The organism is Streptomyces sp. NPDC088252 (genome assembly GCF_044740965.1).
In the GTDB taxonomy this organism is placed as follows: Bacteria; Actinomycetota; Actinomycetes; order Streptomycetales; family Streptomycetaceae; genus Streptomyces.
This window is the reverse complement of record NZ_JBIURS010000025.1, coordinates 36,504-54,997: the sequence shown is the minus strand read 5'-3', so window position 1 is coordinate 54,997 and position 18,494 is coordinate 36,504. Positions and strand designations below refer to the sequence as shown.

Annotated in this window: 17 protein-coding genes and 6 pseudogenes; 12 read left to right on the top strand and 11 right to left on the bottom strand. The window is 68.4% G+C overall.

All coding sequences use genetic code 11. The features are described 5' to 3' along the window. Positions 1-35 precede the first annotated feature (35 nt). Positions 36-253: pseudogene (locus tag ACIOHC_RS35225) on the bottom strand (hypothetical protein); the annotation flags it as partial. A 278-nt stretch (positions 254-531) separates the two neighbouring features. Here ACIOHC_RS35225 and ACIOHC_RS35220 point away from each other — a divergent pair. The 8 genes and pseudogenes from ACIOHC_RS35220 to ACIOHC_RS35185 all read left to right on the top strand — a co-directional run bounded on the left by ACIOHC_RS35220 (position 532) and on the right by ACIOHC_RS35185 (position 6,088). Beyond that, a complete protein-coding gene (locus ACIOHC_RS35220) occupies positions 532-813 on the top strand; it encodes a hypothetical protein (protein WP_401845503.1) in 282 nt (93 codons plus the stop codon). A 274-nt stretch (positions 814-1,087) separates the two neighbouring features. Further along, the gene (locus ACIOHC_RS35215) at positions 1,088-2,047 is read left to right on the top strand and encodes a hypothetical protein (protein ID WP_351086967.1); all 960 of its coding nucleotides are present in this window, start codon (positions 1,088-1,090) and stop codon (positions 2,045-2,047) included. A gap of 130 nt (positions 2,048-2,177) precedes the next feature. Next, positions 2,178-2,456, top strand: a pseudogene (locus tag ACIOHC_RS35210) (hypothetical protein). Beyond that, entirely contained in the window at positions 2,413-2,967 is a 555-nt protein-coding gene (locus ACIOHC_RS35205) for a DUF6879 family protein (protein WP_401845501.1), read from the top strand. The pseudogene ACIOHC_RS35210 and the gene ACIOHC_RS35205 overlap by 44 nt, the downstream one beginning before the upstream one ends. A 7-nt stretch (positions 2,968-2,974) precedes the next feature. Then, the gene (locus ACIOHC_RS35200) at positions 2,975-3,823 is read left to right on the top strand and encodes a helix-turn-helix domain-containing protein (protein ID WP_401845586.1); all 849 of its coding nucleotides are present in this window, start codon (positions 2,975-2,977) and stop codon (positions 3,821-3,823) included. Positions 3,824-3,919: 96 nt separating this feature from the next. Further along, entirely contained in the window at positions 3,920-4,363 is a 444-nt protein-coding gene (locus ACIOHC_RS35195; RefSeq protein WP_365692502.1) for a hypothetical protein, read from the top strand. Between the two features lie 608 nt (positions 4,364-4,971). Further along, on the top strand, positions 4,972-5,478 hold the full coding sequence (locus tag ACIOHC_RS35190) for a hypothetical protein (protein WP_401845498.1): 507 nt from the start codon (positions 4,972-4,974) through the stop codon (positions 5,476-5,478). A 487-nt stretch (positions 5,479-5,965) separates the two neighbouring features. Beyond that, entirely contained in the window at positions 5,966-6,088 is a 123-nt protein-coding gene (locus ACIOHC_RS35185; RefSeq protein ID WP_329219709.1) for a hypothetical protein, read from the top strand. 312 nt (positions 6,089-6,400) lie between these two features. Here the strand turns inward: ACIOHC_RS35185 and ACIOHC_RS35180 are convergent, their stop codons facing one another. From ACIOHC_RS35180 to ACIOHC_RS35160, 5 genes and pseudogenes are all read right to left on the bottom strand, one after another. After that, a complete protein-coding gene (locus ACIOHC_RS35180) occupies positions 6,401-6,913 on the bottom strand; it encodes a hypothetical protein (protein ID WP_401845496.1) in 513 nt (170 codons plus the stop codon). 42 nt (positions 6,914-6,955) lie between these two features. Continuing rightward, on the bottom strand, positions 6,956-8,146 hold the full coding sequence (locus ACIOHC_RS35175; RefSeq protein WP_401845495.1) for an ISL3 family transposase: 1,191 nt from the start codon (positions 8,144-8,146) through the stop codon (positions 6,956-6,958). Next, positions 8,085-8,441: pseudogene (locus ACIOHC_RS35170) on the bottom strand (transposase family protein); the annotation flags it as partial. The gene ACIOHC_RS35175 and the pseudogene ACIOHC_RS35170, both read right to left, overlap by 62 nt. A gap of 986 nt (positions 8,442-9,427) precedes the next feature. Continuing rightward, the gene (locus tag ACIOHC_RS35165; RefSeq protein WP_351084003.1) at positions 9,428-9,763 is read right to left on the bottom strand and encodes a hypothetical protein; all 336 of its coding nucleotides are present in this window, start codon (positions 9,761-9,763) and stop codon (positions 9,428-9,430) included. A gap of 143 nt (positions 9,764-9,906) precedes the next feature. After that, positions 9,907-10,044 (bottom strand): annotated as a pseudogene (locus ACIOHC_RS35160) (IS256 family transposase); the annotation flags it as partial. Here ACIOHC_RS35160 and ACIOHC_RS35155 point away from each other — a divergent pair. Beyond that, a pseudogene (locus ACIOHC_RS35155) lies at positions 10,045-10,428 on the top strand (transposase); the annotation flags it as partial. A gap of 130 nt (positions 10,429-10,558) precedes the next feature. Here ACIOHC_RS35155 and ACIOHC_RS35150 read toward each other — a convergent pair. Both ACIOHC_RS35150 and ACIOHC_RS35145 read right to left on the bottom strand, forming a co-directional pair. Beyond that, positions 10,559-11,397: pseudogene (locus tag ACIOHC_RS35150) on the bottom strand (IS5 family transposase). A gap of 299 nt (positions 11,398-11,696) precedes the next feature. Beyond that, positions 11,697-12,557 carry an enoyl-CoA hydratase/isomerase family protein gene (locus ACIOHC_RS35145; RefSeq protein WP_351084057.1) on the bottom strand — a complete coding sequence of 287 codons (861 nt, stop codon included), beginning with the start codon at positions 12,555-12,557 and terminating at the stop codon, positions 11,697-11,699. A 154-nt stretch (positions 12,558-12,711) separates the two neighbouring features. Here ACIOHC_RS35145 and ACIOHC_RS35140 point away from each other — a divergent pair, with 154 nt between their 5' ends. Next, on the top strand, positions 12,712-13,329 hold the full coding sequence (locus ACIOHC_RS35140) for a TetR/AcrR family transcriptional regulator (protein ID WP_351084005.1): 618 nt from the start codon (positions 12,712-12,714) through the stop codon (positions 13,327-13,329). A 231-nt stretch (positions 13,330-13,560) separates the two neighbouring features. After that, entirely contained in the window at positions 13,561-14,040 is a 480-nt protein-coding gene (locus ACIOHC_RS35135; RefSeq protein WP_351084007.1) for a hypothetical protein, read from the top strand. Positions 14,041-14,118: 78 nt separating this feature from the next. On the opposite strand, the gene ACIOHC_RS35130 is transcribed toward ACIOHC_RS35135, so the two are convergent. The 3 genes from ACIOHC_RS35130 to ACIOHC_RS35120 form a co-directional block, all read right to left on the bottom strand. After that, entirely contained in the window at positions 14,119-15,648 is a 1,530-nt protein-coding gene (locus ACIOHC_RS35130; RefSeq protein WP_401845493.1) for a CoA transferase, read from the bottom strand. 84 nt (positions 15,649-15,732) lie between these two features. Then, positions 15,733-16,686 (bottom strand): 3-hydroxyacyl-CoA dehydrogenase NAD-binding domain-containing protein, encoded by a 954-nt coding sequence (locus ACIOHC_RS35125; protein WP_351084013.1) that lies wholly within the window; start codon positions 16,684-16,686, stop codon positions 15,733-15,735. Between the two features lie 35 nt (positions 16,687-16,721). Further along, entirely contained in the window at positions 16,722-17,456 is a 735-nt protein-coding gene (locus ACIOHC_RS35120; RefSeq protein ID WP_351084015.1) for an acetoacetate decarboxylase, read from the bottom strand. A 303-nt stretch (positions 17,457-17,759) separates the two neighbouring features. Between ACIOHC_RS35120 and ACIOHC_RS35115 the strand changes: the two genes are divergently transcribed. Then, the gene (locus tag ACIOHC_RS35115; RefSeq protein WP_351084018.1) at positions 17,760-18,203 is read left to right on the top strand and encodes a MarR family transcriptional regulator; all 444 of its coding nucleotides are present in this window, start codon (positions 17,760-17,762) and stop codon (positions 18,201-18,203) included. The last annotated feature ends 291 nt before the right edge of the window (positions 18,204-18,494 follow it).

Here is an 18,494-nt window from a genome sequence, read left to right as displayed (position 1 = left end):
TCGACTTGCCAGCCCCGGCGACGCCGACGACGGTGTCGATGCCGTGCCCACCGGTCAGCAGCTGGGTCACCGCCGCACGCTGCTCGTCGGACAGCTCGAAGCCGACCGCGACCTGGAACACGTCGACAGCGGACGCCGCCTGATCCCCGGTCAGCGCCACCGAGCCTTCGCCGTACCGGGCGAGCGCCTGGCCCCGGACGTACTCCTCCGCGTCCAGGATGTCCTGGGTGGTGTAGCGGGCGGTCGACGTCATGACGGTGGACCCGTAGTCCGGCACGCGGACCGCGTACCCGGCCACGTCCAGGACATCGTCGGCAATCTCGTCGAGGCGTCCGGGGGCGTCGTCCAGGCCATGCTCCAGCGAGTTGCCGACCGCCGCGAGCAGCTGCGCGCGACTGAACGTCTTGTCGCTGCGGGTGAGGCCGGTCTCCGGGTGGAACACGATCGCGGCGAGGTCGGACGGCGGCGGAATCCGCGGCCCGGTGTCAGGTCCGCCGGCGGCCGTGACGCGCGCCTCGGTGCGGTGGGGCGATGCCGACGGAGCAACGCCGCGCCGCACAGCGGGAGGCGGAACGCCCGGTGTGCAAGCGCTGCGGGCGGAAGTTCACGGACGAACGCTGGCAGGAGATCACCGTGCACCGGACCGCCGTACGGGCCGGGGACAAGTCCGTGTGCGGCCCTTGCCGCGCCGACGACGTCGCCCGCGAGGAAGCCGCTGCCGAAGCCGCCCGCCTCGAGGCCGCCGCGCTTCCGGAGCCGCAGGACGGCCCCGAGCCGGGCCGGGGCCGCGGATGGTTCCGCCGGCGGACCTGACGAAGGGGTACAAGTACCGGCTGGCCGCCGGAGACCTCGCCCGTTCGAGGGAACCGGCGGCTCGTGGCTTCGGCCGGTGCTGCCATGCCGGTTAGCATCCTGCCCGGCTAGTGGCGTACTGCCGATCACCGCCCGCTTCCGGAGCCACGCCGCCGGACGCGGAGGTCAAGGTCCTGCGGGGCCCGCTCCCAACCGTTCTGCGTTCCGTCGTGATCTACGGCAGTCGTACGAGCCGGTCCCGGTGGCGTGGCCCGGTCCGGCAGAGGAGTACGTCATGCCGAAGAACCAGTCCACCGCCGCGCAGACCGCCCGCCGGGCGAGCCGGAGCGGGGGCAAGTACACCGAAGCCCTGCGCCGCGCGACGACCGACGACGCGCCGCGCCCACCGCACGTCCTGCGGTTCCTGGCGGAGCGCTCGGGGAACCTCTACCACCTGGTCGGCGGGATCGCGGCGGCCTGGGCATACAGCGGACAGCGGGTCCTGCTCCTCGAGGAAGCCGAGGACTACTGGCGTTGGACCATGAGTGGCGTGGGTCGCAGCCGGAGCCGCCGCAAGAAGGAGACCGAGCCGGCCGCCCCGCCGGAGCCGACGACCAGCATGCTGTGGTCCTCCCCGGACGGCCCTGGCCTCCTGACCCGCCACACCTGCATGTGGGAGACCCGCCACCCGGCGCAGGAGAACAACCGCGGCTTCCCGCACACCGACCGCAGCCCGCTCGCGGCGGCGGTGGCCGATGCCATCGACACCTACGACGTGATCGTCCTCCTGCCGAGGTACTGGTCCTACCCCGACCGCGAGATCGCGACGGCGCATGTCGTTCTCGGGGAGATCGACGTCTTCCCGGACACCGACTGCAGGACCGTGCTCCCTGGCCCCGGAGGTGAAGAGAAGGGTGTCCCGCTGAGCCCCGAGCAGAGCGCGGCGGTTCTGCGGGAACGCTGTCTGGGTTTCCTCTTCGGATCCCCTCACCTCCCCATCGCCCTGGACGGGGTGATCTGGCAATCGAACTGGGAGCTGCCCGTCGATGCGGACTACCTGGAGGGCGTCGACCGGGACATGAACCGCGCCGGGCTGCGCCCCTTGGGCTGGTCGCTCGCCGGGCGGCGGCCCCTTCCGCACAAGCAGCTGCCCGAGCCCGACCAGATGAAGGACCCCAGCTTCGCCCAGCGCTTCCAGCCCATCGCCGCGCGCCTGTGCACAGCACTGGCCGCACGTCCCGCCGGCAGGAACTGACCTGGGAGGCTGGCCCGCACCGCGCCCGTGGGCCAGCCCTCCAGCTTCGCGGTCCTCTTGACCGGCTCTCTGCGCTGCGGGACGGTCGGTGCGCGCACCTATGCGCAACCACGTCGCAGGGGAGAGTGCCATGACGTTACGGTTCGTCGGGATCGACCCGAACACCGGAGGCGAGGGATCGCCCACGGTGTGAGTGGAAGAGGAGAGCGCGGACCTGGTCATCCAGGGCGAGGAAGCCGATGAGCTCCTGAAGGCCGTGGTCGGCTCCACCGAGTGGGTGGCCGGTCACAGGGCCGGGATTCCCCCGCACGAGCGGGTGATCCGGATTCCGTTCCGCATGGTGTCGATTCTGAGGGAGGCGTGCGATGCCGCTGAACGCGCAGCAGCTGAACACCGCGACGTTCGCTGAGCTGCTCGCCGACACCCATCACACGGCGGTCCACCTGGAGATGCGCGACATCTACACGGTCGGCGACGAAGCCGAGGACTTCGAGACCTTCCTGCGCACCGGCGTCCCGAACCTCGATCCGGCCCGTTCGTTCTGGCCCCAGTGGATGCCGCTCGTCAAGGACGCGGTCGCCCGCGGCGTGGTGATGCGCCGCGCGCGGATCGTCTCCGAGCCGGTCACCGACTACATCCGCTACGAGCATGCCATCACCCCGCTCAACCTCCAGGCCGGAGAGGACGTGCGCTGGCTGCCCCGCCGCCACGCCTCCGACATCCCGCTGCCCGGCAACGACTTCTGGCTCCTGGACGGCGAGATCGTGCAATTCCACCACTTCACCGGCACCGGCGACTGGGCACCGGACGGGAAGGAGCGCACCACCGACCCGGCCGCGGCCGCGCTGTGCCACGCCGCGTTCGAGGCGGTGTGGGAGCGCGGCATCCCGCACAAGAAGTACACCGTCCAGGCACCCTGAGCTGCTCATCCCCGTCTCCCCATCGTCCAGCGCACAAGCAGCCCGCGAAGCGCTCGCCGTGCGGTTGCAGCACCTGCGCAAGGACGCCGGCCTCACCGGGAAGGAACTCTCCGCCCGGTGCGGTTGGCATCCGGCGAAGACCACCCGCATCCAGAAGGGCGACGCCGCGCCCTCGGACACCGACATCCGCACCTGGTGTTCGGCGTGCGGCGCCGACGACCAGGCCGACGACCTCATCGCCACCGCACGTGTCGTCGACTCCATGTATCTGGAGTGGCGCCGCCTGCACCAGGGCGGCATGCGCAAGGTCCAGCAGGACTGGAACACCCTGCACGAGCGCACCCGCGTCTGCCGGGTCTACGTCTCCAACGTCCCGCCGGGCTTCTTCCAGACACCCGGCTTCGCCACCGCCCTCATGGAGCAGATCACCGCCTTCCAGGGCACCCCCAACGACGTCGCCGAAGCGGTCGCCGCCCGCATCGCCCGCTCCCGGTTCCTCTACGAGGGCGGCCACCGCTACGTCGTGCTCATGGAGGAATCCGTCCTGCGCTTCCGCACCGCCGATCCTGACGCCATGCGCGGGCAGCTGCGCCACCTCCTGGCCGTGATGCCGCTCGCCTCCGTCTCGCTCGGGATCATCCCGTTCACCGCGCAGCGCACCGTGTGGCCGCTGGAGGCGTTCTACCTCCACGACGACGTCCAGGCCGTAGTGGAGACCCTGACGGCTGAGATCAAGGTGAAGCAGCCGCGAGAGCTCGCCGACTATGCCAAGGCGTTCGCCGGCCTCGCGGAGATGGCCGTGTACGGCGAGCCCGCCCGCACGCTCATCCAGGCCGCGATCGACGCTCTGGAGTGAAGTCCCGCAATTCTCCGCAACTTCGTTGAGCGTGCGGACCGCAGGTGCGTAGCGTCGACGGCACCGACGGACCACCAGCCGGAGAGGCAGGGCCTCATGCGCGCACACACCGACTCCACCGCCCCGGCCCGGGAGGGCCGCGGCCTCCAGTCGCCCGCCTACGGCGTCCCCTCCCCGGCCCTGCTGGCCCGCGCGGACCGCGGCTTCGCCCGGTTTCTCGGCCAGCACAACGAGGACCAGGTCGACGGAGCCGACGGCGGCGAGGACCCCCAGCTCGGTCAGCCCCTGGCCGTCGTCGTCGTTGCGGATCCGCAGCGGCCACCCGGCCAGCACGCCGTCGACCTCGGCCGGGGCGCTGGTGATCAGGATGCCGTTGCCGGACTGCCTCACGTCCAGGTGCTGCATGCCAGCGGTGGAGTGGAACGCGGTGCCGAACCACTCCGTGGCCGACTCACCCGTGACCGGCTGCTCGCTCCCACCGCGCGAGCGGCGCGGCTTGTGCTGCTTATGACGTCCCATGATGTTGCCTCGCAGAAGTGACCCCGTGCACGGGCCGAATGGTCCGCTCAAACGGACAGCCCGATCACCCGGGTACGCCCAGAGAGTCGGCGTTCATCCATCCGGCCCACGGCGACCGCAACACCCCCTTGCAACAGCAGGGGTGCAACAGAGCCGTGTTGCACCCCTGATCTGCGGAAACACCCGATCTGAGCTGGGGCTCGGGGAGTGCGTTGCACTCTCGGAACAGCAACTGTCCTGTCTCGAACGATCTGGTCCTTGGAGGCTGCCCTGACCTGCGACGGCCTGATCAGCTGAGACGCGACGGGAGTCGGAGTCTCAGTTGGTCTGGTTCGCTGGGACTGGTTGATGGCACCGTCTCATGCGTTCTGGTCCGGCTCGGCTGTCTCGACGTGGTTCCAGCTCCATTGAGGCGGTCATCCTGCTCTACGCCTCCACTGAGTTGCGGGCTCAACCACGTCCTCTGGCGTGCCTGTTAAGGTCTTGCCGCCATGAACGGGTAGCGGTGATGCGCCAGGGTGATGGGGGCGGAGATGCGTCGCGGCGGGTCTGCTGGGGCTGGGTTGGTTGTGGTGTTGCTGCTTATGACCGGGTGCGGAGGAGGCGGCAGGAGCGAGACCGGCCCCTCGGTGACCCCAGCGCTGACCAAGGGGGTGAACACGGGCTGCGGCCACTACCTGAAGCCGGAAACGGTCGCTGCGGCGCTCGGCGACAACAAGTTCGCCGACGTCAACGGGCATTTCCAGGACGGTAAGGGGTCGTGCCTGGTCAATATCTCGGTCAGGGAGGCGGGCCGCAGTGGGAGCGGGCCGCTCCACACCGTCGCGAAGCTCTCGCTGGAGATCCTTGACTGGAAGGATCCCGCCCAGGTGGCCGAGTACGTCGGCGGGAAGTGTCACGCCACGTCGGCCGACGGAGTCACCAAGGCCTTCAAGGGGACCAAGGGGGCGTGCGGCACCTACCGGGCCGACCCTCCCGAGGAGTTCCTGGTCGGCGGCAGGGTGGACGCCTATGCGGGCGAGGGCGGGAAGCTGATCACAGTCACCGTCGACGGAGTCGACGGCACGCTGAAGCAGGACCGCAAGCACGCCTTCCAACTGCTGGCCGATGCCCGCGCCAAGATCTCCGGCAAGTGAAGCGCGGGGCTCAGTGCGCGTAGCGGGGACATGAACCGTCGGGGCTCGCTGCCTCAGAACAAGAGCAGGCCCGGGAACGGCCCGAGCGCGGGTGGGTGAGTCCAGAGAGGCGCGGCCCCCTGAGGCCAAACGAGGGCGGATAGTTCCGGGCACGCTCGCGCGAACACCCCTCCGTCCCGGCCAGATCGCTTGAGACCGCAGGCGAATCGGACCAGATTGTCTGAGACAGGGGCCAGGTCATCAAAGACGGGACAGCAACGGACCCCGGGCCTCCAAGAAGTCCGGGTGACCTGTCTCACCGGAGTTGGGTCGTGTCTCACTGAAGATGGACAGATGCTGGTCCGTCTCATCGAAGGTGGACAGCAGGCGCGCGACCAGCTCGAAAGTGGAAGGGCAAGGTGCCCTCGATCTGAGGAAAGCGCCGTCCGTGCGGTACGTGTCGCGCTACTGTTCCTACCTTGCGGCACTGACATGTTGGGAGATAACGATGGACCGGACAGAGCTACAGGCCAAGATCGACGAGCTGATGCGCCAGTACCACGACGAGGAGATTGACGGCGCAACCTACGCCCAGGCGATGATGGAGTTGACCGCCTCCGCCCAGGAGTGATGCCCGGTCCGCAGTTGATCCTCTCGGCATAGGGTGCGCAGCCGACCCGTCTGACCGAAGGTGTATCGATGCGCGGTAGCGCTGGTCACGCCCGATCTATCGATTACTTGGCCAGGGCCTCGGCGTCAGCGCGAGGCTACGGTCGTCTCACCGGCAGGCGCCTCTCCGGTGTCGGAGGCGGCGCACCATCGACGGTGAGTTCCGACTCCGGCTCCACTTTCGAGCTGGTCGCGCGCCTGCTGTCCACCTTCGATGAGACTGGGTTCTGGCGCGCTTTCCGTGAACCGGTCACGGTGGGTCATGCGACGTAGCTCAAAGGCTGTGGTTCCGGTGTGCTTCTGTGGCGAGAAAGTCTCGCGCCGCGGAGGTGACCCGGGTGCGAATGTGCTGCTGGTCCGGAGGTTGATCGTTCGGCAGGTCGAGCTCTCTCGCCAGATCAACGATGGGTTGCAGCACGTCGGGGTAGCCGAGTTCGGCTGCAGCTTCTTCATAGATCAGCTTCGCACCGCGCACGGGATCGAGTTGGCACGCCACGATCTGGCCGGCCCACCACTGGGCTGCGGTCCATCGCGCCTTGGCGAGATCGTCCGAGGCCAGCGGCAGCAGACCCAACTCTTCCAGCACAAGGTCGAACAGCTCGCGGGCCTGGGGATGCTCACCACGCGCGAGGCCGGCCAGCAAGGGCAGCGACGGAGCCTCGATGTCGGACATCAGGGCGTCCAGGCCCAACTGGACCAGGTAGGCGTCCGAGGGGCGCTGCCAGGGTTCCATGGCCAAGTCTGCAGCGGCCATGCGGATCAGGCTGATCGCTACTACTGCGTCCATGCTGTCGCACCCCTCATCATCTTTCCGCGGAGGCAAGTCCTATCACCGAGAGCCGGATGGTTGATCAGGTGGCCAGCAATACGCGCTTGCGTAGCAGAAACAGGCTCGGCCGAACATCTGCCGCTTGAGCATCTTGATCCTGTTGACGTGTCCTTCGACGACGCCGGAGTTCCAGGGCAGGGTCAGGCCGGCGATGACGGCGTCGCGGTCTCGGTCGATGCCGGCCGCGAGAGTATGGAGGCTGGGAAGGTCGTCCTGGCGGGCGGCGTCGAGCCACTGCGGGAGTCGTTCCCCCTGCCGCTCGGTGAGCATGTGGGCGAAGGATCGGACGTGACCGGTCAGGGCGTCGAGTTCGGGGCAGTTGGCAAGGACGGCCTTGAGCCGGATCTGTTCGATCTCGGTAAGCGTCTCGGGTCGGCTGAGGATCCATCTCGTCACCACGCGGGGTGCCGGCGGTTGCGCGGTGACCGGCCGTGGCGAGGTGCGCTTCTCTCGCAGGTAGGCGCTGACCCGGCCGTAGCTGCCTTGATAGCCCAAAGGAACGATCTCCTCCCAGAGCTTCCAGGCGTTGGTGCAGCCCTCGTCCCAACGTTCGTCCAGGTAGGGCTTGTACTCATCGAGGACTGAGGTCCGGTTGTGCTGCCACTGGCCGCGAAAGCGGTCTTCCGGCTTCGCAGCGTCGGCGAGGCTCTTGACGGTGCGGTGGGTCATGTTCAGCTGGCGCCCGATGGAACGGCGGCTGTGGCCGGATTCCAGCAGCGCGTGGACCGTGGCGTGCCTGGCTCGGACGCGGTTGGCGAACCGCTCGCTCCGCCATGGAGAGTCCGACTTCTCCTCGGGCGGCGCCTGTTCATCGGCCTTCGCCTCGCGATCGGGGACCGGGACGCGAAGGCACTGGCGGTGGCGGGCCACAGCCCGCTCAGCGGCCTCCACGAGGTTGTGCCACAAATGCCAGCGGTCGGCGACCTGCGTCGCCTGTGGTGCCCCGGCTGTGGCGCCTTCCGCGAAGAACGGCGCGCGGTCCCGGCAGACGATCTCGATCCCGGGTCGCTTCGCCAGCCATGCGGCCAGGCTGGACGCCTCTCGGTCAGGCAGCAGATCCACCGGCCGCCGGGTCTCGACGTCGACAAGCACAGTGCCGTAGACCCGTCCTTTGTGTGTGGCGTACTCATCAACACCAACCACCCGCGGGGCCGGGACTTCGGGTTCGGGCAATGCATCGAGCAGCCGCAAACACCGCGCTGCGGCTGACGGACACCCCGAAGGCCCGTGCCATCCGAGCGCCGGCCCGGCCGGCAAGGGCGAGACCCACCGCGGCGAGAGTCGACCGCAACCGCTCCGTCCACCTGCTGTGCCTCCGCGTCAGTCCCGGCATTTGCTCAGCGAACGCCCGCCGAGCACACGAAGGCTCCGGACAGAAGAACCGCCGTACTCGCAGTTGCAGGACGACCAGACGTCCCCCACTCGGCACGTCCGCTGGAAACCGCAGGTAAGAGCTGTGCACCCGGGTCGACTCGCTCCCACAGTCCGGGCATGCCGCCCCGTCCGCCGTACTGCAGGCGTATTTTCAGGCAACTTCCCGGAGCCCGATCGGAGCGTCAGCCGTCACTCAGCGTGCGCACATCACGGAAAGCGAGCCAGAACCCGACTTCGGGAGGCACCCCGCCGCTCCAAAACCGTGACGACGACCTCGCCGCCAACCGCGAGCTCATGGCCCAGCTCAACCGATCTGCACCACCGGGTCTGCTTGAAGTAGGAAGCTGTGCGCCAGGCCCATTGATCAACAGGTAGGGCGCGCGGGGGACGGCGCAGTTGATGGGCACGGGTCGGCGTCCGGCGAGAGTGTCGGGCATTCGACGGCAGGGCCGCTGATGGAGGGCGCTTCCGGCACGGGTGCACTGCCCCGGCGACTGCTATCCAGCCCCAGCAGCAGCCCCAAGGCCGCGATCACGCCCACTGCGGCAGAGATTGCGCCCACCAGGTCGCCGCGGGCCGGGAGGCCCCCGTGGGTACGCACGGCGTACTTGAAGACAGCAATCCCCACGATGCAGCCCATGATGAGGATCGGGGGTGATCTGAAAAGTCATGGAGGCCTCCGAATCAGAGGGCCCGTCTTGGCAACCGGGCCCGGGCTCCGGATCCCGTGTATCCCGTGTGTACACAAGGGACCTCAGTCCTTCCGGACGGGTTGGAGCCTGGAACCACCACCATCGACCAGCGCAATCGAGACCGGCTGCGGACGGCCGGCGGGTACTGCGCTATGGCGCATCCCGAAGGTCCGCCCGGATCGTGCACCCGCAGGCCGGGGCACCCGGACCATCACCGGGATTGTTGCCAGCGGAAGTCGCCACCGGTCCTCACTTGGACAGGACAGATGCCGAGTGCGTGTGAGACCGCACGCTCGTGCGCCGACGGGGCGGGTACGACGGGACACGGAGCGGCCCCCGACTTTCGAGCCGGGGGCCGCTCTCCATCCGGAAGTCACTGCGCCTGTACTGGGTCGGCGTGGTGGCGTCATACCGATCCGCGTCGACGTTGACGGACAGGTTCTTGCCTGGCTTCGGAGGGATGCTCACCGACCTCACCGTCCCGCGCGGCGCGCTCACGGTCGAGGAACGCGGCCACCGCGGGGAATGCGCGGTCGACCGACCGGCGGACGGACTTCCGCTTCGGCCTCCTCGGCGCGCAGCTTGCCGCGCAGGTAGTCGACGTCCAGGCGGTGTCCCGCGGGTCCTCGGCAAGCGCGGCCGTGGCGACGTTGCGGGCCAGGGCGGCGCGGTCGAGGGTGCGCCGGTCGTAGTCGGGAGTGTCGCAGGGGAGGGCGCGTGCGTCGAGGACGACCGCAAGCAAGTCGCGGACGGCCAGGCCGTTTCCCTAGGAACGCGTGGGCAACCGGGCGGCGCGCTCGCCAGGACGCGTTGCCTCTGCTTTCCCGGATGAAAGGACCCGATCCTGCTGGTGGTCCCGCCCGAACAGCCCGCGGCCGGGCGCGGCCACTGCTTCGTAAGCCGCGTCACCGTCGCAGGCGACAGCCCGGCCGCGCCGTCGAGGGACTGCTTCAGTGCTGGAACGAAGTCCCCGGACGACAGGCCGTGCAGATACAGCAGCGGCAGCACCTCGGAGATCTTCGGCCGCTCGCCATGTCCCTGACCGGCGGAATCCGCAACGACGTCACCCAGCTGCTGCCCCTGCTCGACAAGGTTCCCTCCGTCGCGGGCCTCGTCGGCCGGCGACGACGGCGCCCCGACATACTGCTCGCCGACCGCGGCTACGACCACGACAAGTACCGCCGCCTCGTCTGGGCCCAGGGCATCAAACCGGTCATCGCCCGCCGCGGCATCCCACACGGCTCGGGCCTCGGTGTTCACCGCTGGGTCGTCGAGCGGACGATCGCCTGGCTCCACGGCTTCCGACGCCTACGCGTCCGATGGGAACGATGCGACGACATCCACGAAGCCTTCCTCAGCCTCGCCACCTGCCTCATCACCCACCGACACGTCCAACGCCTTTGTTAGGACCTCTAACTGATCCGCTCACTCAGCGTGTCCGCACCACGCCAGTCACGGACGATGCGCCGGCTCCGTTCGGCACGAGCCCCGATCGTTGGGTAAGACGGCGTAAGAGGTGGCGCGGAAAGGGGTGCGGTCATGGTCGGCGGTTCGGGCGTTCGTCCCAGCGGTGAGTCATCCATGCTCGCCGGATCAGGCTGCGCACGGTGATGATCGTGTCGGTGAGGTCGAAGAATGCGTTGACGACGGGGGCGCGCCGCTCGTAGCAGCGGGCGAGCCGGTGGAAGGCTGCCATGCATGGGTGCGTTCGACGTGCCAGCGCTGACTGGCCTGGATGGGCGCCTTCTGGCCTTTGTGCGCGATGCGGCCGTGCAGGCCGCGTTCGTCGAGCATCGTGCGGGTCTTGTTCGAGTCGTAGCCGGCGTCCAGGTGGACGGTGACCTCGTCGGGCAACGGACCCAGGTCGTCCAGGCGGTCCAGGGTCGGGGCGAGCAGCGGGGAGTCATGGCAGTTGGCGCCGGCCAGAACACGACCGAGTGGAATGCCGTATCCGTCCGTCATGCCCGAGCGTTTCAGGCCCTGTTTGCCGCGGTCGACCGGGGAACGCCCGGCCACCTCACCGCCTCCTGGAGCTTTGGTGATGGAGCCGTCTACGGCGATCTGGTCGAGGACGAGACCGACGATCCGGTCGTAGGCGTCGAGCGCGATCTGCTTGAGTCGGGCGAAGACGCCCAGTCGTATCCATTCGTCACGGCGGCTGCGGATCGTGGTGGCCGAGCAGGTTGTGTCGGTGATCGCCTCGTAAGAACAGCCGAAGCGCAGCAGTTGCAGCATCTTGTCGAAGATGATCCGGTCGCTGATGCGTCGGCGGTGGCAGCCAAGTGGATGGTCCGGGTGGTATTCCGGCCGCTCGGGTAGCAGGACCGCGAATTGGTCCCAGAGCGGCTCGGTCAGCCATGATGGAAGCGCAGGCACAGGTCTCCTCGGTGATCACAGAGCGTTAGCAACTCCATGATCAACGGGACCTGTGCCCGCTCGGCTACCTACCTTCCCAACCGCGCCTATCCGCGCGGCCGAACAGCGTTGTCGAGCTTACGGCTACTTGCGCCCTCCACTGCCCTGCCCGCCGTTTCCGGCGCTTCAGCCGGTCGTGTTCCCGACAGGCCCGGCGAACCAGGGTGGTCGACCTGACCACTCGACAACGCGCGTGCCGGCAATGGCTGAGGAACTCTTCCCACGGAGCCTCTGCACACGGATGGCGAGAGCTTGGGCACTCAGATGCTGTTGGCGATGCGCTCGTGGTCCCGTTCGCCCTCGCGGGTCTGGATACCAGCGGCGAGCAGCTTGTGGGCGAGCTCGGTGACCTCATCGCCGAACGCCGCGAACAGGCCCTCGTTCTCAACGGCGTACGCCGCACGCGGAATCGGCTGCGCGACCGCGTCGACCGCAGCCTTCGTGATGGAGATCACCTCCGGCCGGAGGCCGGCGATCCGTCGGGCGAGGGTGTCGACGAAGGAATCGAGTTCTGCGGCGGGCAGGGCACGGTTGATCAGGCCGTACCGTTCCGCGAGCTCCGCGCCCACGAGTTCGGCGCCGAGGATGAGCTCCAGCGCGCGGGCCCTTCCTGCCAGGCGTGTCATGTTCACCGTGCCGCCGCCTCCGGGGAGGATCCCCATCAAGGACTCCGGCTGCCCCTGCCCCGACTTGCCGATCGCCGCGAATCGCATGTCCAGGTACATGAAGAACTCGTTGCCCGCGCCGCGCGCGAAGCCCGCCAGCTTGCCGATGGTGACCTGCGGCAGCGAGCGCACCTCCTCGCTCATCGCCTGGAGGATGTTCAGGCCTTCCGGGACGGTCGAGCCCGGCGCGGCCGCGATCGCAGCGCGAGTGGCTGCAGGCAGCGCGTCAGGGTCGGTGAGGTAGGCCATGTCACCGTGCGCAATGAAGAACTCCGGGTCAGCGCTCTCGAAGACAATGACGCGGATGTCGGCGTCGTCCCGCACACGCGCGACGAATGCCCGGAGTGACGGCAGGAGGACCGCGTCCATCAGATTGAGCGGCGGGTGATCGATGGTCACCGTCGCGACCCCGTCCGAGACGTCGATCGTCAGGGCGGGAAGGTCTTCGTAGCTCATGAGGTGGCTCCATTTCGCGGTAAGGGACGGCCCGTGATCGGGCCGCCGGCTGGGGACAGCGTCGCGAATCTCAGCGTCGCGACTGACACTGAGTGTCAGATTAGAAACCTGTATCCGAAGAAGCAAACGAGTGTGTCGGAGTACACTCGTGCCCATGAGCGCAGCGCCAGTCGGTACCCGTGAGATCAGCCGCCACGCGGTGCGAGCAGAGCTGGCCCGCGTCGCGTTCAACCGGTTCTGCCTCACCGGCTTCAACCAGGTCACCTTTGCCGACCTCTCCGAAGCCGCCGGAGTGTCGCGGAGCACCTTCCTGCGCTACTTCGGCACCAAGGAAGACGTGGTCCTGTTCGTTTTCGACCCTGTCGGTGACGTCATCACTGACGCGCTCGATGCTGACCGGGCCAACCAGGACGACTGGAGCAGGCTGCGCAACGCCCTGGAGTCAGCCGTGACGTTCCTCGTGCGCGACGTCCAGGAACTCGTGACGATCCTCGGCCTCATCGAGCAGACCCCAGCCCTGTGCGCACGCCTCCGCGAGAAGCAGGCTGAATGGCGACCAGGGATCGTCGCCCGACTGCAGAAGACAACCTCCTCGACCGACGGGTCATCGGTCATCGCCAACGTTCGCGTAGCGGCGGCGCTCGAATGCTTGTGGATCGTCCTCGGGCAATGGAGTGCGAGCGACGGCGAAGAGGACCTCGGCAAACTGCTGGACGCTGCGTTCGCCGCCTTCTCGACCCCGGCATGCCAGCAGACGGACGCTTCGTCGTAAAGGGCCGAGGCGGCGGCTTCCTCGGCGGTGCCGAAGCGGCCGAAAGGAGTGGTCGATCCGCCGGCGGTGATCGCGTCGTCGGAGTCCAGCCCGGCCGCGAGTGCAGGAGTGGGGTGTCGATCCATCCGAAGCGGATGGTGTCCACGCGCAGCCGTGCGGGGCCGACGAGGCCCCCACAGCGCCTATCTGCGCGACCTCTAAGTTGCGCCGCCACAGGATGGGCGGAGACGAATGACGGATCAACTGGACCCGTGGGAAGCCGAATTCAAGTGGCTGGAGAAGGGTGAGCGAGAGCCCGAGCCGCCCTGCGGTCGTTGCGAATGGTGCCAGGTTGCGCAGTCGGCGTTCGGCAACCTCCTCGACATCGCCGACGGCCTGTGGCGTCGTTACCAGTCTCCGGAGCAGAACAGCTTCACTGTCAATGGCCGCAACCTGCACCGGACGGTCTGCTCCTACATCCGGCGCGAGATGCCGACCGAACACGTTCGCCTGGAAGGGGAGGCGTACGACCTCGCTCTCCAGAAGTGGGCGCACGAAGATCACGACTACCACAGCGTGGGCGCAGCCAGGCGCTACAGCGCCCACCTCCTGCTCGAAATCATGACGCTTGGCGAAATTCAGGAGTGGATCGCTTCGAGGGTCCGGCCGCGCGGAAAGGCGGACTACAGGCTGTGCAAGGTGTGCCGTCCAGAGGTGCCTGCAGCCTCGTAGCGCCGCTGGCGTGAAGGCGATGAGGATGCGAGGACGGCATGCGGCGTTCAACAGCCCGATGCACACGCGGCCTGGCGGTCAGCTGTGGCGGGGGAGCCAGACGGGGGCGCTGCTGCCGCGGGGCAGCAGGACGTTGTGGAAGCGTCCGGGGGTCCTGGACATGATCACCTGGTCGGTGACGCCCTGGTAGTGGCCGCAGGGGGTGTCGGCGGTGAAGGTGTCCGGGTCGAGGTAGGCGTGCGGGGAGGTGGGGTCGGGGTTGAGTGCGATTTCGTGGGCGTAGGTGCGGTCGAAGGCGCCGAGGCTGAGGATCCAGGTGGCGACGCGGGTCAGGTTGAGGGTGACGTGGTAGCTGCCGCCGTCGGTGGCGCGGCGCATGAGCGCGGCGAGTGCGCCGGTGGTGGCCAGCCAGGACAGAACGTAGTCGTTGACGACGCTGATGTACGGCAGGCCCGGCGTGCTGGTCGGCTTGGCCGCGACACCGTCCTCGCCCTCCATCAGCATGATGCCGCTGAGCGCACCGGCCGTCTGGTCGAAGCCGACGCGCTGGGCCCACGGGCCGGTCTCGCCGGCCAGTGAGAAGCTGAGGTGGATGATGCCGGGGCGGATAGCCGCGGCCTCTTCGGCGCTGAGGCCGATCTTCTCCAGATAGCCGGGGCGGCGGTTGGCATAGAAGAGGTCGGCGTCACGCAGCAGTTGGTGGATCTTCGCCTGCCCCTCGGGGCCGTAGGGGTCGATGGTGGTGGAGCGGACGCCGACGTTGGCGCTGTTGTACGTGGAGTCGTGTTCCAGCTCGTTGGGCCGCCAGATGTTCAGCACGTCCGCACCGTGCTGGGCCAGGTCCCGGCCGACTCCGGCACCGGCGATGATGTGGCCCATGCCGAGAGCACGTACGCCTGACAGCGGCTGGTCGACGGCGGCGGTCAGGGGTTCGGGCTCGCTGTCGCCGATCTTCTCGATCTTGATGAGCGGTTCCTGGGCGATGTACTCGTACGCCGGTTCCCTGAGGAATTCCTCCGTGGTGCGCAGCATCGGCATGACCACGCCGATCTCATCGCCTGCCTGTTCGAGGTCCGCGGCGTTCCACTTGGCGATGGCATCGGCGACGGCCTGCTTCTCGGGCCAGGTGCGCAGCAGCTTGTAGACGTGGCTCTTGATCTTCGGGTAGGGGTTCAGCGGCATGACCCAGCGGCCGTCGCGTGCCTGGTAGAAGTCGAAGCCGAGAGGGTTGGCCGGATCCGAGGGGGTGCCGCCGGGGTAGCCGTTGAGCAGCTCCCACTTCTTGTCGTAGAAGGGGCACAGCCGGTGGGGGGCCCTGCGCAGGTCCATCGTGATGTCCTGGCCCTCGCCGCCGCGGTGCCGCCAGAGCGTGGCCAGGGCAACGGACTTTGCGGTCATGCCCAGGGCGGGAACGGCGCCCAGGCGCATGATGCTCGGGACGACCGGGTCGCTGCCGATGAAGGTGATCTTTCCCCCGCTGTCTTCGGGGCGCAGGCCGACCGAAGCGAGGACTTCGCGCAGGGCCTGGTGAATGTCGAAGCCGTCGTCGTGGGTGAGGGGGTTGCCGAGGGCCTTCTGGATGCGGTCGGCGAGTTCTTGAGCGCTCATGAATGGATCAGCCTTTGTGGTGTCTCAGGGTTTTCGATGGCGGTATGGGCCGGGGTGGGCCGGCGGTGCGGTTCCGCGGTCGGCTCAGCCGTCGAAGCTGTCACCGAGGGCCCGCATGAGGGCGATCTGCTTGCGGTCGCGTTCGGCGGCGAGTTCCCCGACGGTGCCGCCGAAGTCCTTGACCTGCTCGGTCAGCAGCTGCTTGGTGCGCTCGTCGAACGCGACCTTCTCCTGGGCCGTGTCGGCCCAGCGGCGCTCCATGCCGACACCCAGGTGGCTCATGAAGTGGGGCAGCCCGCCCTCGCCGCCGCCGAGGTGGAAGGAACGGAAGGGGCCGGCGACGGCCCAGCGCTGACCGAGGGAAGAGGTGACGATGTCATCCAGTTCTTGCATGGTGACGACGCCTTCGCTCACGAGGTGCACGCACTCGCGGAAAATCGCCGACTGCAGCCGGTTGGCGACGAATCCGGGCACCTCCTTGCGCAGCACCTGCGGACGCTTGCCGAGTTCGCGGTAGAAGGCGCGGGCGCGTTCGGTCGTCTCCTCCGAGGTCCACTCGCCCGGCACGACCTCCACCAGTGGCACCAGGTGCGGCGGGTTGAAGGGATGGCCGACGACGAGCCGTCCCGGGTGCGTGAGGACCGTGGCGATCTCGGTGGCGGGGATGCCGGAGGTGGAGGTGGCGAACAGGGCACCGGTCGGCGCGTTCTCCTCGATGGTGCGCCACATCTCGTGCTTGACCTCCAGCCGCTCCGGGCCGTTCTCCTGCACCAGATCCGCCGCGCGGACCGCAGTGGCCAGGTCCGGCTCGAAAACGAGCCGGACGGTGAGCTCCGAGGTGTCCAACCCGAGCGCCTGCAGCGCGGGCGCGGCCTGCGCGATGTGCCCGCGCACGGCCTCGTCGACGTCGGGCTGCGGGTCACTGACGGTGACGGACAGGCCGCGGGCCAGGAACAACGCCGCCCAGGAGGCACCGATGACACCTCCCCCCACCACGGTGACGTTGCGGATTCCAGCGATGCCGCCGTTCTCTGACATGCGGGATACCTTCTCTTCTCGGCGTGGGGGAGTGGTCAGGCCAGGTAGTCGTGGACGACCCGGGCGCGGCCCAGGGTCAGGTCGGTGAGGATGTGGGCGGCGGAGACGACCTCCAGGACCGGCAGGTCCGCGAGCGGGGCCAGTGCATGGGCGAAGAGCTGCAGTCGCGCGGGGCCACTCCAGGCGCCCTTGACCGTGATGTCGCTGATCTGTGACCTGACGAGTTCGCAGATGCGCGGTGAACCGTCGTAGTGCGGCAGCTTCTTGAGCATGAACGTCGGCTGTGTCAGCTCCTCGCGGGCCGCCTCGGTGGCCAGCGGCCGGTGCTTGTAGCCCATCGTCGCGCGGGCGACGGGCAGCGAGCCATGGTCGAGGGTGCCGACGAGAGTGTCCTGGTCGACGAACAGCCGGGGCCGGCCGGCCTTTTTCGGGAAGGCGCTGATCTCCCGCCCGCTCGCGATGGCGGGGAAGTTGTCTACATGCATCGACAGGCTGTACTCGCCCGTCTCGCCCTCGTACTCGACGACGGCGAGCTGACCGGATTCCGTGTAGTCGCCCAGCCCCGTGACGTCCGGCATCCGCATGACCTCGAAGCGGACCAGCGGCTCCACCACCCGCAGTGGCTCCGGCACGACCCGCTCCAGGGCCTCGGGGGCCGTCCGGTAGGTGATGTTCAGGTACTCGCGGTCGGTGAACCGGTACGGGCCCGCCGGGAAGGCCGGGGCATCCAGTGGTGTCGTCGGTGCGCGAACGACGTCCTCGGCTCGCATGGCTCTCGCCTGCCTCTCATATCCTTCCGGACTATCCGGAGCATAAAGGGGTTAAACGGGCAAACATCTCGGTCGACAGTCCTGGAGGGGTGTCCGGTGAGGCTTGCGCCATGTTGTGAGTTGCAAAACGCAACAAAGGCACTGTAGGTCAGGACCCTCGTTGTTGTAAAATGCAACTTGAAGTGAGGTACGTGGCGGACGTGTGATCACGTGCACGAGGCAGGGAATTACCCGGGCCCGGCCCGGCCCGACGCCACCGACCCGCGTTCGGGCGGGGCGCGGACGACAGGGAGGGACATACACGTGACCGATGACGACAGAGAGCTCCCGGGACTCGTCCGCGAGCTGGTGACCCTCTCGCGGCGCTTCCGGGCCAACGCCGAGCGGCTCCACCCGGACCTGAGCTTCGTCGACTATTCCCTGCTGTCGGAGATGGCCGAACGGAACGGGGTCCGAGCGGGAGACTTGGTGGGCCTCTACGGGCTCAACAAGTCCACCATCAGCCGCCAGGTCACCGCTCTGCAACGCGCCGGCCTGGTGGTACGCGAGGTCGCCCCGGACAATCGCCGCGTCCAGCTGTTGCACCTCAGTGACTCCGGCCGGCAACTCCTGGCCCGCGCCGATGCCCGGATGTTCCGCGAGGTCGACGCCCGCACCGCAGGCTGGTCCCCGGACGAGGTCAGGGCCCTGCGCAGCCTGCTCGTCCGCTACAACGCCGCTGCCTCCGCCATCACCGAGGACACCTGACCGATCCATTCGGACGTGCGTCAGCGGCCCGGGGGTGCGTGCCGGGGGCGGGTGGGGCGCGGTCGACGGCACGCACCAGGCACCCCGGCACCCAACAGGTCGCCACCTGGGACCTGCCCACCGACCCGGCGGTCGTCGCCGAGGCCCGCAGCACGAGCACCCGGCAGCTCGCCGCCCGGAGTCTGGATGAGCGCGTCGTCGTGGGCGGTGGCGGACGGGGCGGGGGCGGTCACGGGATCCTCTTGGTGCCGAGGGGCGGACGGAAAAGCGGCCCGGCGCCCTCGCGGGCGT